13 protein-coding genes are annotated in these 17,819 nt (G+C 36.4%); 3 read left to right on the plus strand and 10 right to left on the minus strand.

All coding sequences use genetic code 11. The annotated features are described in order from the left end of the window. Nucleotides 1-399: 399 nt before the first annotated feature. The 3 genes from BA768_RS07160 to BA768_RS07170 are packed head-to-tail and all read left to right on the plus strand — an operon-like array spanning nucleotide 400 to nucleotide 3,115. On the plus strand, nucleotides 400-1,449 hold the full coding sequence (locus BA768_RS07160) for a di-heme oxidoredictase family protein (protein ID WP_262696904.1): 1,050 nt from the start codon (nucleotides 400-402) through the stop codon (nucleotides 1,447-1,449). Nucleotides 1,450-1,451: 2 nt separating this feature from the next. Beyond that, the gene (locus tag BA768_RS07165) at nucleotides 1,452-1,898 is read left to right on the plus strand and encodes a ubiquinol-cytochrome c reductase iron-sulfur subunit (RefSeq protein WP_051879933.1); all 447 of its coding nucleotides are present in this window, start codon (nucleotides 1,452-1,454) and stop codon (nucleotides 1,896-1,898) included. Then, entirely contained in the window at nucleotides 1,895-3,115 is a 1,221-nt protein-coding gene (locus BA768_RS07170; protein ID WP_065720261.1) for a hypothetical protein, read from the plus strand. The genes BA768_RS07165 and BA768_RS07170 overlap by 4 nt, the downstream gene beginning before the upstream one ends. 285 nt (nucleotides 3,116-3,400) lie before the next feature. Here BA768_RS07170 and BA768_RS07175 read toward each other — a convergent pair whose 3' ends face one another. The 10 genes from BA768_RS07175 to BA768_RS21655 all read right to left on the minus strand — a co-directional run bounded on the left by BA768_RS07175 (nucleotide 3,401) and on the right by BA768_RS21655 (nucleotide 17,753). Then, nucleotides 3,401-3,595 carry a hypothetical protein gene (locus BA768_RS07175; protein ID WP_034975906.1) on the minus strand — a complete coding sequence of 65 codons (195 nt, stop codon included), beginning with the start codon at nucleotides 3,593-3,595 and terminating at the stop codon, nucleotides 3,401-3,403. 444 nt (nucleotides 3,596-4,039) lie between these two features. Next, nucleotides 4,040-4,831, minus strand: a complete 792-nt coding sequence (locus BA768_RS07180; RefSeq protein WP_034975909.1) for a phosphatase PAP2 family protein — start codon at nucleotides 4,829-4,831, stop codon at nucleotides 4,040-4,042. Between the two features lie 210 nt (nucleotides 4,832-5,041). Next, the gene (locus tag BA768_RS07185; protein ID WP_040995614.1) at nucleotides 5,042-7,090 is read right to left on the minus strand and encodes a heavy metal translocating P-type ATPase; all 2,049 of its coding nucleotides are present in this window, start codon (nucleotides 7,088-7,090) and stop codon (nucleotides 5,042-5,044) included. Between the two features lie 27 nt (nucleotides 7,091-7,117). Beyond that, a complete protein-coding gene (locus BA768_RS20875) occupies nucleotides 7,118-7,579 on the minus strand; it encodes an MgtC/SapB family protein (protein ID WP_034975913.1) in 462 nt (153 codons plus the stop codon). A gap of 11 nt (nucleotides 7,580-7,590) precedes the next feature. Beyond that, nucleotides 7,591-9,321 (minus strand): LTA synthase family protein, encoded by a 1,731-nt coding sequence (locus BA768_RS07195; RefSeq protein WP_228388333.1) that lies wholly within the window; start codon nucleotides 9,319-9,321, stop codon nucleotides 7,591-7,593. Nucleotides 9,322-9,696: 375 nt separating this feature from the next. Next, nucleotides 9,697-10,593 (minus strand): cation diffusion facilitator family transporter, encoded by an 897-nt coding sequence (locus BA768_RS07200; RefSeq protein ID WP_034975918.1) that lies wholly within the window; start codon nucleotides 10,591-10,593, stop codon nucleotides 9,697-9,699. Between the two features lie 26 nt (nucleotides 10,594-10,619). Beyond that, nucleotides 10,620-11,498 carry a bestrophin family protein gene (locus BA768_RS07205; RefSeq protein WP_028123473.1) on the minus strand — a complete coding sequence of 293 codons (879 nt, stop codon included), beginning with the start codon at nucleotides 11,496-11,498 and terminating at the stop codon, nucleotides 10,620-10,622. 125 nt (nucleotides 11,499-11,623) lie between these two features. Further along, on the minus strand, nucleotides 11,624-12,898 hold the full coding sequence (locus BA768_RS07210; RefSeq protein WP_028123472.1) for an efflux RND transporter periplasmic adaptor subunit: 1,275 nt from the start codon (nucleotides 12,896-12,898) through the stop codon (nucleotides 11,624-11,626). A 1-nt stretch (nucleotide 12,899) separates the two neighbouring features. After that, nucleotides 12,900-17,264, minus strand: coding sequence for a CusA/CzcA family heavy metal efflux RND transporter (locus BA768_RS07215; RefSeq protein WP_081780193.1), 4,365 nt, complete (start codon nucleotides 17,262-17,264; stop codon nucleotides 12,900-12,902). Nucleotides 17,265-17,423: 159 nt separating this feature from the next. Beyond that, a complete protein-coding gene (locus tag BA768_RS21655) occupies nucleotides 17,424-17,753 on the minus strand; it encodes a DUF6660 family protein (protein ID WP_072410597.1) in 330 nt (109 codons plus the stop codon). Nucleotides 17,754-17,819: the final 66 nt, after the last annotated feature.

Here is a 17,819-nt window from a genome sequence, read left to right on the forward strand (position 1 = left end):
TCTGGCTATTAAAATTTGTACACTAGGACTGTTCAATATCCACATTAATTTACTATGCGATAAAGGTTATTGTTTTTCAAGAAAAATATCCTAACAGCACATATCCTGAGATTAAATTCCGTTTCAAATTATCTAATCTTTATTTATAGTGTTTGCTATAAATGCACAGCAGTCATAAAAATAATTAGACATAGCGAAATAAAAAGTTAGATTAATCTAACTTTTTATTATATTTGAAAAAAAAACGTGAGCAAGAGATATATACCTATTATTATAATTTTCTATCTTCTTTTTCTGATCGTACAAGCTTGTGATAAACTTCAGCCTGAAGCGATAGATGAGAGTGAATTACTTGATGGCTCCATTGTGGGGTTATCATATGCTGAAAACCAACAATTTTTGCGAGGGGATATCGCCTTTAACGATGAAACCTTCACGGTCGGGAAAGGTCTTGGTCCAACCTTCGTGGCAACAAGTTGTGGAAGCTGTCATGCTGGTGATGGAAAAGGGACTCCCTTTACTACTCTTATACGTTTTGGACAGACTGACGAAACAGGAAATTTATTTTTGCTTTTAGGTGGTCCTCAATTGCAAAATAGGGCGATACCAGGTTATACTCCGGAAGCAATTCCTCCCGGAGCAACATTTTCTAAATTTACTCCGCCTGCCAATACCGGATTAGGTTTTATTGAATTGGTTTCTGATATGGATATTTTGGCAATGGCTGACCCTTGTGATACAAATAATGATGGCATCTCAGGAGTCCCCAATTATATTGATCTTCCGGCATATCAAGCACCATTCTTCTTTGCTGTAACAAAAGGAGGGAAGTATATCGGAAGATTTGGTAAAAAGGCATCCACATACAGTTTACTACAACAAACCGTTAATGCTTACAATCAAGATATGGGCATTACTTCAACTTTTAATCCTCACGATGTTTATTCAGGAATGAATGTTGATCCCGAAGTTTCTGATAAGACCATCGCAGATGTTGTATTTTATCTTCGTACATTGAAAACACCTATTCAGCGAGACGCAGAAAATAGTATCATTAAACAAGGTCAGACTATATTTTCTCAGATAAGTTGTAATAAATGTCATGTCCCGGAACTGAAAACTTCATCCTCCTCAATTTCACCATTATCCAATAAAAAGTTTTATCCGTACACAGACTTATTACTTCATGATATGGGTGCTTCTTTGGATGACAACTATACGGAAGGCACTGCGAAAACTTATGAATGGCGTACGCCTGCACTGTGGGGGTTAGGTTTATCTCCAAAATCACAAGGCGGTCAATACTTCTTAATGCATGATGGCAGGGCAAAAAGTATAGAAGAAGCAATACAGCTTCACGGGGGAGAGGCTGCAACCAGCAGAACCAATTACACTCAATTACCAGTCCAAGAAAAAGAAGCTATTATTAAATTTTTGAAATCCTTATAATTATGGACAGACTTGAATTTCTCAAAAAATGCAGTTTGGTCTGTTTAGGCTTTACTGCAATTCCTCCCATTCTTTCAGGGTGTATAAGCAATAAAATGATTTCAGGAGCGATTAAAGACGATTATATCATATTGCCTTTGGAGGATTTTATGGATACAAAATATCCTGACAAAAAATTATCCTATGTAATTATTCAAAATGAATCTCTCAAATATCCCATTTGTGTATTTCGTTTTTCGGAAACTGAGTATGAAGCATTATGGATGCAATGTACCCATCAGGGTAGCCAGTTACAAGTATTTGGAGATAAGCTACAGTGTCCTGCACATGGTAGTGAATTTTCCAACCAAGGTTTAGTACAAAACGGTCCTGCTGATCAGACCTTAAGAAAATTTCCAGTATACATAGAATCGGATTTTTTGAAAATTTCTTTAAAAAAACCGGTATGAAAAAAATTATCTATCTAATTATAATTTTAATTTTTCAGGAAGCCACAGCACAGATAGATTCTGAATTACTAAAAAGAATACCTGTAGACAGTTCTCGCTCTTTGAACATGGATGCCGTTTACAAGCGTCCCTTCTTAGGATTAGGGAAAGTGCCTATCTCTATTGGTGGCTATGCGGAAGCCAATTGGCAGCATATCAGCACTGATGGTATATCTGATGGACATCAATTTCAATTACGTAGGATGACACTTTTTGTATCTTCTACAATTTCCTCAAAAATTAAATTTCTGAGTGAAATAGAATTAGAAGAAGGAGGTAAAGAGATTAATATTGAATTTGCTGCCATTGATGTAGAGTTTAATCCCTTGCTTAATTTGAGAGGAGGAATTATTATGAATCCAATTGGTGCTTTCAACCAAAATCATGACGGTCCGAAATGGGAGTTTACCGATCGTCCTATATCTGCTACAGAAATGTTGCCTGCTACATTCAGTAATGCTGGTTTCGGATTTTATGGAAAAATGTATAAAGCCGAGTGGATGTTCGGATACGAGGTATATCTATCAGGAAATTTTGATAATTCAATTATTGACAATAATCAAAACAAAACGTACTTACCTGCTGCCAAAAGTAATCCTGAACGTTTTGAAGAAATTAACAGCGGTGTTCCTCTTTTAACAGCAAAAATTGCCACAAGACATGAAAAAGCAGGAGAATTTGGAGTCTCTTATATGGGAGGAATCTATAATAAATTTCAGGATGAAGGTCTTCAGGTTGACGATAAAAGAAGGGTTCGGGTATTTGCATTGGATTATAATAATACACTTCCAAACCTTGGAACTTTAATTACTGCAGAATGGGCTTGGGTTAAAGTAGATGTCCCGGAAACTTATACACAACAATATGGAGACAGGCAGCATGGAGGATTTATAGACATTGTTCAGCCAATAATTAAAAGAAAAATTTTGGATTGGGAAAGAGCAACCGTTAATCTTGCATGCCGTTTAGAGTATGTAGATTGGAACGTAGGTCATTTCAGAGAAGACAACAGCAAAATTGGAGAAGATTTATGGAGTATTATGCCTGCAATCAGTTTTAGACCCAATGCACAAACTGTTTTTAGACTTAATTATAGATTTCAGAAACAGAAAGACATTTTTGCGAACCCTGCGGCAAAAACTGTAGGCTTCAGCTTTGGTATTTCAACGTATTTCTAATAATTTGCCTCCGCAGATCTTAGGATTGAGCAAAAAGTCATTCTTGAGTTAATACTCCGTGGATATTCTTTATGTTTTTGTTAAGGGACAAAAAGCAAGAAAGACTGTTTCGTAGGATTACTGGAATTAGCGAATTCAATCTAGATTTTATACATAACGACTCAATTAAATATTAATATTTGAAAATGCTCACTTATGAAGAAAGATTAAAATACGGTACATTATATTATTAAAAATATACTGAATTCCAGTATTGAAATTCAGTATTTATAAGAACTATGCTATTTACTTCTTATTCTCATCATGATGTTCTTTCTCATCGTGATGTTCTTTTTCTTGATGATGCTCGGCCTCATCGTGATGCTCCGGCTCATCTGCATGTTCAGGACCCTCGTGATGTTCCTTGTGCGGATGATGTTCTTTGTGTTCGTGATGTTCTGGATGGTCGTGTGTCTCTTTTTTTTGATCTTCGCTGTTCATAACATTTTAATTTAAAGGTGAATATTAATTTATATATGTTGTTATTTGTGAAAGGCAAATAAGATGCCAAAACAAAGCTATAATCTACTGATTTTAAATACTTTCCATTGTTTTAAACAATATTGCTTCAAACATCTAAATAATTTTAAATGTCCTTTAAAAACGTGATATGTTAAAACATTACTCTAAAAAAATATTATTTCTATCTGTCCATAGTTAACTATTGATCGTTTTAGGAAGTAGATTGATTAGTTTTTACTTTGATGATATTTAAAATGATGGTCTTTGACAGGATGAAAATATTTCTTAAATCCATATGTTATAAGAGATAGTATCAGGATACTAAAAACTATCAAATAGAATATATCTTCTGACGCAAGCCGATGCTTTCCCCTCCTGATTATTCGTCTCCTAAATCGTCTTTTAAATCCCATAATTTCTCATTTAAAAAAATAGCTGGTAATTCAAACCCAAACTTTTCTGCTGATAACTCTTCTGGAAATAAGGAGAAATCATAGATAATGTTTTTTCATTCTTACTTTTAAATAAAGTTTTGATCTTTGGATATAACCAATATGCTATCTCAGTAGAAAAAATTCCGATACCAGCACCAGACAGGACATCTGTAACCCAATGCTTATTATTGATGATTCTGTACACACTAGTAAAAATGGCAAACGGATATCCTGACAGACTGATCCAATAATTGCTGTCCCTATATTCTCTGAACATAAACTGTGCAGTTGAAAATGCGATCGCTGCATGACCTGAGGGAAATGACATATAATTTGATTGATCAGGCCGCTCCCTGCCGATCAATGATTTTGAAGGAATAACTATTGCCAATAAGATAGCTTGTGATGTTGCTAAAATGATCGTTCGATCTTTTAAGTTATGTTTCCCTCGAACACCCGCTATGTTTAAACCATAAACGAGCGCAGCTGGTACAAATAAGGTATAGTTGTCTAATTTTGAATTGTTTAATGTATGATCGTTTACCTCCCTTCTCACATCATAATCAAACTTTTTGATTTCAGGAATTGTAAAACCAATTGCACCTGCCGATATCAAGCTAACCGGAACAATAAGTTTTTTATAATCCAAAGTATCATCTCTTATTATTAAAGAATCTTGTTGAGCAGTTTTTTGCAATGACAAACTATCCTGAGCATAAATACTTAGAGAGAATTTCAGTAAAAGGATTAGTATTGAGTTTTTTTTTACATAAGTCCACATAAAAATTATATTTCTGATTTTTATTGTTCGGATCTAACATTAATAGTATTCAATTTTATATCGTAAAATTGGATGTAACTTCCCTGTTCCCATCTTTTATGGGAACTCAATCTTAATAATATGAGTGGAGGCAAATTTTCCTTAGAATTGTAATATCCTAAGGAAACAGGATACTAGAATTTGCTCTATTTTTATCTGTGATAATCTCTTTTAAAATTTCATTCTTTGAATCCTGACTGCATTGAGTATTGCAATCAAAGCAACTCCCACATCAGCAAATACAGCTTCCCACATCGTAGCCAGTCCACCAGCTCCAAGTACGAGCACGATGGCTTTTACAACAAAGGCAAGAATGATATTCTGCCAGACGATCCTTTTGGTCTTCTTTCCAATATTGATCGCCATAGGTATTTTTGATGGTTTATCATCCTGGATCACAACATCGGCAGTTTCGATGGTCGCATCGCTGCCAAGTCCACCCATTGCTATTCCAACATCACTTAATGCTACTACAGGCGCATCATTTACACCATCACCAACAAAAGCCACACTTTCATTTCTTGCTTTGATTTCTTTGACCTTGTTGACCTTATCTTCCGGAAGCAGGTCTCCAAAAGCATTGTCAATACCGATCTGCTCAGCCACATATTTTACTACAGTTGTCTTGTCACCACTTAGCATAGTCGCTTTTACATTCAAGCTATGAAGTTTTTCAACTGCTTGCTTTGCATCGTCCTTGATTCGGTCGGCAATCGTAATGAATCCTGCAAATTTTCCATCATATGCGATAGCTATCACCGTATATACGATTTTGGATGGGTCTACATCATAACCGATCTTAAATTTATCCAATAGTTTAAAATTACCCACCAGGATTTCCTTCCCATTAGCTCTCGCTTTAAGCCCATGCCCTGCAATTTCTTCAGTATCCTCTAAATTGATCGAATTGTTGATCTCTCCTACAAACTCGTGAACAGCAGTAGCCACAGGATGGGTACTTTTACTTTCAACAACATTGACCAATTGGAGAATCTCATCTTTGTCAAATCCTTCTTTAATGGTAACGTCCTGAACTTTGAAAACACCTTCTGTCATAGTTCCGGTCTTATCCATTACCACATTCTGAATCTCAGCGATCTTATCCAAAAAGTTGCTTCCTTTAAATAATATACCATTGCGGCTCGCTGCTCCGATACCTCCAAAATAGCCAAGCGGGATAGAGATCACCAATGCACACGGACAAGATATAACTAAGAAAATCAATGCTCTGTACAACCAATCTCTGAAAACATAATCATCAACAAAGAAATAAGGTACTAAGCAGATCAAAACAGCTAATGCAACCACAATTGGGGTGTAAATTCTTGCAAATTTTCTGATAAAAAGTTCAGTCGGAGCTTTTTGAGCTGTTGCATTTTGTACCAGTTCAAGGATCTTACTGAGTTTGCTATCCTCATAAGCTGTATTAACCTTAATCAAAGCTACGCTGTTCATATTGATCATTCCGGCTAAAACTGTTTCACCTTTATTTTTAGAATCAGGTTTGCTCTCTCCTGTTAACGCTGCGGTATTGAAAGACGCAGAATCGGAGATCAGTTCTCCGTCCAATGCCAGTTTTTCTCCTGATTTTAACTGAATCGTATCCCCGATTTTGGCTTCGGCAGCTTTGATTTTTTTAGGCTGATTATTTTCAATAATCGTTACCTCATCAGGACGTTGATCTAAAAGAGCCTTAATATTGGTTTTAGCTCTCGACACAGCCAGAGTCTGAAAAACCTCTCCTACTGCATAGAACAACATAACCGCTACTCCTTCAGGAAATTCTCCGATAATGAAAGCCCCTATCGTTGCAATGCTCATAAGGAAAAATTCTGAAAACACATCACCTTGTTTGATACTTTCAAATGCCTCTTTTAAAACCGGTAGGCCTACCGGTAGATAAGCAACACCGTACCAGACAATACGTACCCAGTCTTTAAACCATTCAGGCTTAATGTAATTGTCCAATGCAATGCCTGCTAATAACAATACCAAAGAAATAATCGCAGGCAAGAACATCTGAAACGCTGTTTTATCAGTTTCTGCATGATCATGTCCATCATCATCTGTATGTTGATGATCTTCCGTTTTCTTCTTTGGAGCGCAGCATCCGTCTTCTTCAACTAATTTTTTGGCTCCAGCATCTTTATAGATTTTGCCTTCCTGTGGAGTACAGCAGAGCTGCTTTCCATTTTCGTCGTAGATGTGTTTATGTTCCATAATAATATTATTTTTATGATTTTTAGGTTACTTTATATATATATCCTGGTCTGATTGTCTTCCGGTTTTTAGAATTTTTTTATACCAGCCAAATTTGTTAATACTTAAGATGAACAAGGTAAGAACAGTTGCTAAAAAAGATAACAAAAACATGTTCAGTGCAAGGGCAGATCCTATTGCCGATGCAGCCCATAAAGCAGTGGATGTTGTAAGCCCCTGCATGCTTTTGGAACTATCTTTAAATGCCAGTCCAGCTCCGATAAATCCTAAACCGGCAGGTATCGCCGCCAACATTCTCGCTATTGCAGATTTATCATCTGTAAGATGCGAGGCAACTGCCACAAATAAGCAAGAAGCCATACAGAGAACGCCAAAAGTGCGAACCCCTGCATCTTTATGGGCAGTTTCTCTTTCGAAACCTATTATCGCGCCAAAAAACAGTGCTAATAATAATTTTCCGGCAAGTAAAAGTTCAAATTTTAGATCCATTTTATATCACTTTATCTAGTTGTGGTTATATTTCCCTTTTTAATCCGCTTCTGTTTTAATCCTTCATTCTTGAAAAGATAGTAGGCCGACTGATAATTTGCTATCGCTTTTTTTACATACTGTTCAGACAGCATCTCTGGATTTTGTTTATTTTTCTCCTTGTCATACAAATACGTCTCTGTTTTTTGCTGTGGACCTAGAATAACCAATTTGTTGTTTTCCATATATCCAAGTTTCTGATAGGTACTTACAAATATTCTTGGAATATAGCTTTCGCCTAAAACATTTTTACCATAAAGATTACTCTGATATGTCCAACCTAAAAGTGCGAAAAGTGTTGGATACAAATCGATCTGAGAGCACATTTTTTCAATTCTGAATGGTTCGTTGTCGTTCAGGTTGACAATCATTGCAGGGATATGGTATTTTGCGACATCGATATCGTTCTTGCCCGCACTGCTGGCACAATGATCTGCAACAATTATAACAATGGTATTTTTGTACCAGGATTTATTCTTTATCTTTTTAAAAAACTGACCGATCGCATAATCTGTGTATTTCACGGCGCCTTCCCTTCCCGATCCCGAGGGAATATCAATCTTTCCTTCAGGATATGTATAAGGACGATGATTGGAAGTGTTCATTACAAAATCGTAAAAAGGTTTCCCCGCTGCAAATTTTTGATCTGCTTGCTTTATCACCTGATCATAAAGATTTTCATCACTAATACCCCAGGCATTTTCAAAAGTGACCTCCTTGTCTTCTATTGGTATTCTTGGAGACTGATAATCTTCCCCTACAAAAGAATTTCTTTTCCGGTCTACAATTGTGTATCCATTATTACCGAAATAATTATTCATATTATCAAAATAACCATCACCACCATATAAGAAAGAAGTATCATATCCCTTTTGACTGAAGATCGATCCTACAGTGCTCAGATTATCATTTTCTTTCCTGCGGACAATACTATTCCCCGGTGTAGGCGGAACGGCAAGTGAAAGTGCCTCCATTCCTCGCACGGTTCTTGTTCCGGTAGCATACATATTGGTAAATAAAATGCTTTGATTCGCCAATGAGTCCAACGTAGGTGTCAGATTCTGATTGTTGCCAAATGTTTTCATAAAGTCTGCACTGAAACTTTCCAATGTGATCATAATAACATTGGGCTTCTCATAGGAGTCAGCTCCCTTAATGTTACGTAAGATTGAGAAATCATTTGATAAGTAATCTGAGTTAGATTCCTGGAGATCAGTTCTCACAATATTAAACGCCACCCTATTATCGATGAGTTTATAGAAGTGTTCATAATTGATCTCGTTATTTTTATATGCAGAAAAAAAAGAATAGATTCCTGATTTTGACAGCTCATTCCGATACCTGTTTTCGCTATTCTCTGCTAAACTGTTGTCAATAAAAAATGCATAAATGACTGAAATGAAAAGCAATCCGAAAAAGATAAAGAATCTTTGTAAAAAAGGTGTACTGCCCTTAAAATTATCTGTGAAGTAATGCCTTTTATAGAAAAGTAAAAACACCAAAGAAGTCATTATTAACATGGCTGTAATGAGCAATGGCAAAGGATATGATTCATTAATATTATTGATTACTTCATAGGTATAAACCAGATAATCAACTGCAATAAAATTAAACCGGCTTTCAAATTCCTGCCAGAATGTTACTTCAGCAAAAAATGAAAACAACAATATAAGCACAGCTACATTAAAGCAAAAAAAAGTCATAGCTCTATTGAAAAGCGAATTATTATATTTCTGAGGAAATAAAAGCAGGTACAGACTGTACGGTAGCACAAAAAACACCCCTACCCCTATATCAAATAAAAATCCCAGAGCAAATACATTCAGCAATGAAAGAAAACTAATCTCTGCCTTTTGAAGGCTGGCAATAGAAAATCCTATCCTGAGGACAAAGGAAAAAATTATATATAATAAGAAAAAATTAATGAGCAGGCTATAACTGCTTCGCTTAATTTTAATTAGTTTCATAAACAAGTTTTATAAGTGATTACATCATTAATTCTTTAGAAATCAATTTTATTTGATATAGAAATAATCATTTAGATTTCATTTCATTTTCAATCTATTCTGATCATTCATCTACAAGTGTATTTCAGTTTCATCATAACCTTCATATTCGATTTGAAAAGTGGTATGGGTTATTTTAAAATCTGTCGTTGCTTTATCTATTAATATTTGCAGGAGTTCATTGCGATTTTTGTTATCATCTGCAATCACATGTGCGCTCATGGCATTAACGCCTGATGTAAGCGACCAGACATGTAGATCGTGGATTTCCTTGATTCCCGAAAGTTCTTCCAGTGAAGATCGAAGCTTGCTGATATCTACATCTTTCGGTGTACCTTCCAATAAGACATTAACCGCTTCCATAAGCAACTTTAAGGTTCTGGGAATGATTAATAGACCTATTGCCGCAGAAATGATCGGATCTGCGTAATACCATTGTGTTGTCAGCATTATCACACCTGCGATCATTACTCCTACGGATGTCAGCATATCCGACAAGACCTCAAAATAAGCACCTTTCATATTAAGACTTTCATTGGAGTCCTTTCTTATGATAAGGATACCGATGATATTGACCACAAAACCAATTCCTGCAACGATCATCATGGAGCCACTTTGCACTTCAGGAGGATTTTTAAATCTTTGAAATGCCTCATATAAAACAAATAATGAGATACCCAATAGCACAACAGCATTAATCACAGCAGCCAAAATCTCTGTGCGATAGTACCCAAATGTTTTTTCAGGACTAGCCTTTCTCTCACCAATTTTGATTGCAATAAATGCTAGGAGTAAACCGACAACATCTGTTAGCATGTGAGCAGCATCCGCAAGCAATGCAAGACTTTTTGTTGCAATTCCTCCAATGACTTCAGCAATAAGATAAGTACCACTTAGTGCTAGGACGATGAGTAAATTTTTCTTATGTCTGCTTGATGCAGATCCAGTCTGTTTATTTGTGTCGCTCATAATTTTATGTATTTACTAGATTGACTCTACATTTCGAAGTAAGTATTATTTTCTTTTTTAACAGGAATATCATTTTCTTTGATCATCTGTAAAATATTGATTTCTATAGTTTGTGCAATAGATGTCATTGGCGTATCCACAGGAGTATTCTCGAAAGGATCCTGCATGATGATTGCTGTTTTCTCAATGGCTATAAATAGCAGAGGAATAGTGATCGTTGTAATAATTTCCAAGGTGAGCTGGGAATCTTCCAATCCGAAAGGGAGTATAAAAGCAAAAACATATATAAGAGTATGCAGTAAAATACTATAGGCACGTGGAAATACCGTATTTTTCAATCTTTCACATTTTCCCATATTGTCACACAGCCTCATGAGAACTTCGTTAAGCTGAACCTCCTTGAAATCTGATACCAATCCTTTTTCGGCTATTTGTCTTAAGTGATAAGAATGTTCATCCAAAATTGCATTGGGTATATTAACAGCGTTAATCTGATGCATATTCAAATACTCCCCTACTTTACCGGAAAAAGGCTGTTTTCTTAATGCTTCGCCTAACGCATAGACCCATACGATTTGTCTTTCTGCAAATATTTTAACGTCCGCACTATCCTGAGGAATGAACTGAATAATTAATCGGATAAGAGACCTGGAATCATTAACAATAGCACCCCAAACGGTTCTTGCTTCCCACCATCTCTCGTATGACTGCGCCGTCCTAAATGCAAGTAGCAGTGATACAGCAGTTCCTAAAATTGCGGGAATGCTTAATGGAATTGATATTTTTTTGAAAATAGGATGCAGATCCAACAAACCTATACCTACAGCAAGTATAACAATCAGTAATATTTGGCTTTTAATTTGATCAATAAAATACCAGATTGAAATTTTCTTGTTTAGTAACATAACTTTTGTTTATAGATTTGATATAACATTATGATACGTAGTTCACGATTTAATTCGATTCGTAGCATAATGTTATTTTTTATTACAGCTGAAACTTTTATATAAAGGCTTTCGTAATAATAAATCTAATCTTCATGCCCTCCTGAATTAGATAATTTAGCATTGACGAAGAATGCACCTTTTACCACAATGTTTGTATCAGGTGCAATTTTGGTCACTGGAGTGATTGCAGTATAACCTAGATCTGAAGAACCTTTAACAATTTCTATTTTCTCAAAATTCAATGTTTTTCCTTGATTCTTGGTATGCGCTGCCTCTTTTGTACCTTCCTCTTTCTCACCCCCTTCTTCCTCTTCAGCATGTTCTTCAGGCTTTTTAGAAGTCTGTATGAAAACATAGAATTTACCGTCAGCTTCCACGATTGCTTCATCAGGAACGGCAGCGGTGCTTGAGTTTCCAAGGCTTACCATTCCGGTAACATTCATCCCATCGATCAACCCCACTTTATTTCCTGTAACACTCGCATGTACAGAGATCGTTTTACTCTCATTTTCGAATGACGACCCGATACTAAATACGGTAGCGTTATACAAAGTTTCCGGATTATTGGTCAGCTTAAACTGTACAGTTTGTCCAACTTTCATTTTAGGTAGATCCTTTTCAAAAACCTGAAGATCTAAATGGATAGAACTATTATCAATAATATCAAGAACTGGTGATGCCACATCAACATAACTTCCAATCTGCGCATTGATACTGCTTACGGTTCCACTGATCGGTGAAGTTATAACCAACCCAGATCGTAGATTACCATTGCTTACTTTACCCGGGCTGATCCCCATAAGCTGGAGCTGTCTCTGTAGTGATGATCTTTGGGTTCTTAAACTTTTTAATTCAGCATCAGAGCTTTGCAGATTCTTTTTTGCTCCGGCATCATTATCAAATAGTTCACGTTGCCTTCTATATTCCTGTTCAGCAAACGCGATCCTGCTGTTCACTGTAAGATATTGCTCCTGAAGCTGAATATACTCGGGATTATTGATTGATGCAATTACCTGCCCTTTCCTCACATGATCTCCTATCTGTACATTTAATGTCTTAATCACCCCACCATACAGAGAGGTAACGGTAGCTTTTCTATTGTTGGGAACACTCAATACACCATTGGCTTTAACAAGTGAGGTCAGATCTTTCATCTCAATTTTACCTAAGGAGATTCCGACTGCTTTCATTTGTTCTTCTGTTAATGCCGCGATCGTTTGCGGTGCCTCTTCATGAGCCTCCTCTACCTGTTCGGTTTTTGCTTTTACTTCCGTTTCCTCAGAGGCTTCTTTTTTTCCACAGCTTAAGACTAAAAAAGAAATTAACAGCGTAGATACTATATTATATTTAATTTTCATTTTATTTGTTTATGATAGAATTAATGGTAATAACAGATTGATTAACCTGTTGAATCGATTCGAGATACTTTAATTGAATATTGGTAGAAGTCTGAAGCGCAAAAAGATATTCAACGTAGGAAATTTCTCCTGTTTTATATCCCAATTGTCCGGCTTTAGCTATTTTCTCAGCATTGGGTATAGCCTGATTAATATAATAATTATATTGCTCTACATCCTGCTGATATTGATTCAAAGCGTTTTCCAGTTGCGCTTCCAGCTGTTTTTGCTGTAATTTTGCATTAGATTCCGCTACTTGCTTTTGGAACTCCCAAGATTGCATTCTCGCTTTTGTAGCACCGAAAGTCAGGGGAATCGTAACGCCAATAGTTGCTGCGTGAAATCTATTTCCCGCATTAAAATTCCGATCCATACCATTGATCGTCTGGGTACCGATTAAAGACTGATTGGTGTAACCTATACTGAAATCAGGTAGGCCCAGAGACCTTTCAACGTTTTTATTTTTTTCTGCTATGGTCATCTCCTGATAGTAAGACCTTACTGTTGGATGATTCGCTATTGACGCGCTGTCAAATACATAATTAGCTTTCAGGGGCTCATAATTTGTGTTATAAGGAACCGAGATGTCTCCCGAAGTATTCAATAAGGTTTTTAAGTTTTTGTATGCATTATTCAAATAAACTTCATTTTGCTTCAACAACAAATTGATCTCCCCTTTCTGAGTTTCTGCAGTATTGATCTCTATCTTTTTAATATCTCCTGATTTAAATCTGACCGTAGCAATTCTTATAAAATCCTGATATAAACTATCCAGATTTTTTAATTTTGACTGGTTAAATTGCAGATATTCGATCTGATAGTAATAGGTCCTAACCTGTCTTGCAAGTTCGTTGACCGAAATCTCCTTATTGATCTGCTTTCCTTTGATCTGTTCAGCGATAAGTTCTCTTCTTGCTTTAAACAATGTTGGAAACGGAATACTTTGAGATATAGAAAAAGATTGATCGAATTTTTTACTGTTGTATTGGCCTAACTGAGCATCTAAACTCATTTTTGGAAGTTCTTTAGCAGTAGGTTTCAGTGCCTCTGTTACTTTAATATCCAAATCTTTCGACCGCATTAAATTATTGTTGGTCAATGCGATGCTCGTAGCTTCCTCAACTGTAACAGGGGTACCTTGTTGTGCGTTAAAGGTCTGTCCAATGAATAAAAAACCTAAAACTAAAACCGCTGTCAGTGGCTTATTACCTGAAGGCTTTTTGATTTTTAGTTTAGTACTGAAGATAATGTATAACATCGGTAAAACAAAAAGAGTCAAGAAAGTTGCTGTAACCAGTCCCCCGATTACAACGGTCGCCAAAGGTTTCTGAACTTCTGCCCCGGCTCCGGTTGAAATTGCCATAGGTAAAAATCCTAATGATGCGACTGTGGCTGTCATTAAAACAGGTCTCAGACGAGTTTTAGTTCCTTCCATCACACGTTTTAAAATATTGGTTTCACCTTCCTTCTCTAACTCGTTAAATGTTCCGATCAACACAATACCATTAAGTACCGCTACACCAAATAATGCAATAAACCCAATTCCCGCGCTGATACTAAAAGGCATACCGCGAAGCATTAACGCGAATATACCGCCGATAGCACTCATTGGAATTGCCGTAAAGATCAAGGCAGCCTGCTTTAGCGAACCAAAAGTAAAATATAACAGCATAAAGATCAAAAATAATGATACAGGTACAGCAATGGTCAGTCGTTTACTGGCAGCTTTAAGATTCTCAAATTGTCCGCCATATGTATAATAATATCCTGATGGTAATTTTTCTTTATTAAGCTTCTGCTGGATTTCTTCTACTACACTTTCTACATCTCGGCCTTTTACGTTAAAACCAATGACGATTCTCCTTTTACCTGCCTCACGACTAATCTGTGCGGGGCCAAGTTTATAATTGATATTGGACACCTGTGAAAGCGGGATCTGTATTCCTGTCTTCGTAGACACCATCAGATTGTTGACATCATCAATACTGGTTCTATGTAAACTATCCAAACGAACCACCAGATCAAACCTTCTTTCATTCTCAAATACCTGACCTGCAGCCTGACCTGCAAAAGCAGTACTTACAGCAGTATTTACGTCTTTAATATTCAGCCCGTAATTAGCCATTCTTGTGCGGTCATATTCAACATTAATTTGCGGAAGACCACTAACACGTTCGATCTGTGGAGCACTCGCACCATTAACAGACTGAATAATTTTTGCTGTTTTATCCGCATATATCGCTAAAGAATCTAAATTTTCACCGAAAATTTTAACCGCTACATCTTGTCTGATTCCTGTCATCAACTCATTGAAACGCATCTGGATCGGTTGATTTTTTTCGAAAAATACCCCGGGAATAGCTTCAAGCTTTTCAGAGATCTCATCTGCTAATTCATCATATGATTTTTTTGTTTTCCATTCACTTTGCGGTTTTAAGATCACCATCATATCAGTAGCTTCAGGAGGCATTGGATCAGTAGGCACTTCAGCAGCACCGGTCTTCCCTACAACCATTTTAACTTCGTCAAACTGCTTGATCAGCCTGGAGGCCTGCATAGAGGTTTCAATACTCTGACTTAATGAACTTCCCTGTGGAAGAATACAGTGAAAAGCAAAATCACCTTCTTGGAGTTGAGGGATAAACTCGCCCCCCATTCTTCCAAATATAAATAATGAAACTGCAAATAATGCAACAGTAACACTTACTAACCAATATTTTACTTTTAAAGCTTTCTCTAGTAGAGGTTGATAGATTTTTTGGAGTCGGTTCATCATTTTATCTGAGAAATTTTCTTTATGCGAGATTTTCTTCGATAAAAAAAGTGCACTCATCATTGGAATATAGGTCAATGATAATATCAATGCACCAAAGATTGCAAAACCTACAGTTTTAGCCATCGGAGTAAACATCTTACCCTCAACACCTACTAACGTTAAAATAGGAATGTAGACAATCAAAATAATAATCTCCCCAAATGCTGCGCTGCTTCTGATTTTAGAAGCTGAAAGAAATACCTCTTCATCCATCTCAGACTGGGTAAGAAGACGTGTTGTTTTCCGCAATCCTAAGTGATGAAGAGTCGCTTCAACAATAATAACAGCTCCGTCGACAATTAATCCAAAATCAATCGCCCCTAAACTCATTAAGTTGGCACTTACTCCGAAAACGTTCATCATTCCCAAAGCAAAGAGTAAGGACAACGGAATGGCAGATGCCACAATAAGACCGGCTCGTAAATTACCGAGAAATACTACCAGCACAAAAATCACTATCAACGCTCCTTCGATAAGATTTTTCTCGACAGTATCAATAGCTCTGCCAACTAGATTAGTTCTGTCTAAATAAGGCTCAATAATCACATCAGTAGGTAAAGATTTTTGAATAGTTGGTATTTTTTCTTTGATTAATTGCACTACCTCATTACTATTAGCACCTTTAAGCATCATCACCACTCCACCTACAGCATCCACCTCACCATTAAATGTCATGGCACCATATCGAACCGCACTTCCCAAACGAACCTCAGCAACATCTTTAATGAATATAGGCACACTCCCTGTTTCATTTTTAACTACAACATTCCCAACATCTTCAAGAGAGGTCACAAGTCCAATTCCACGGATAAAATAAGCATTAGGCTTTTTGTCAATGTAGGCTCCGCCTGTGTTCTGATTATTTTTTTCAAGAGCTGCAAAAATATCAGAAATACTAACTCCCATCGCTCGTAGACGATCAGGGTTAACAGCGACCTCATATTGTTTTAGCTGTCCTCCGAAGCTGTTAATCTCTGCAACTCCGGGAGTACCATTAAGCTGTCTTCGAACGATCCAGTCCTGCATTGTACGAAGTTCTTTGGAATCGTATTTTTTCTCACTTCCTTTCTTTGGATGAAGGATGTATTGATATACTTCCCCAAGTCCTGTACTTACCGGAGCCAACTCTGGTGTGCCAATTCCTTTTGGAATTTCTTCAGCAGCCTGCTTCAGCTTTTCACTGATCAATTGGCGGGCAAAATAAACGTCAACCTCTTCTTTAAATACAACAGTGATTACAGACAAACCGAATCGTGAAATACTTCTGGTCTCCTCAATATCAGGAACATTAGCAATACTCTGTTCTATAGGGAATGTCACCAACTGTTCAACTTCCTGACCGGCCAAAGTAGGACATACCGTGATTATTTGAACCTGATTGTTGGTGATGTCGGGTGTGGCATCGATCGGAAGTTTGGTTGCGCTCCAAACTCCCCAAATAATCAACAACAAGGTCATTATACCAATGACAATCTTGTTCTTGATGCTAAATCTTATGATTTTATCTAACATGAGAATATAATTTTTATTGAATGTCACAACTACCTTTTGGAACAACTATTTGTTCTAAAAATCGAGCGACAAAAATGAGTAAGAATACAACGCAATGCTATTGCAATGTTTCCATAACTGTTTTGACGAAAGACAATTCTTCCGTCTGATTAACAAAAATTATATTTTAGGAGGTTGCCATATCTGATCGTACACCAAATATGCAAAGTCATTCTTTATGAAAAGAATTTTTTTAGAATAGTACTCTTTTATCTGTTTACGATATTCTAAAACAGGATTTATTTTGAGCGAAGTAACGCTGATTCTGCAGCAATTACAATAACAAAAAGGAGAACAAGAATCTGTTTTTGAATGAGCATCGTTTTGCTCAGATTTTATATAGGAATATGATACATTTTCATTTTTTGATTGCGCTTTTGCAACATCCATGCATGGCATTAATGATAATGCCATGAAGTAGACTGTAAAAAGCAATCTTAGAAAATTCATGCGACAAAGTTAATTATTTTATATTTATAAATATATATTAAATTTTATCTATTTTTTTAAAATTTA

This window comes from Chryseobacterium sp. CBo1 (assembly GCF_001693475.1).
Classification (GTDB): Bacteria; Bacteroidota; Bacteroidia; order Flavobacteriales; family Weeksellaceae; genus Chryseobacterium; species Chryseobacterium formosense.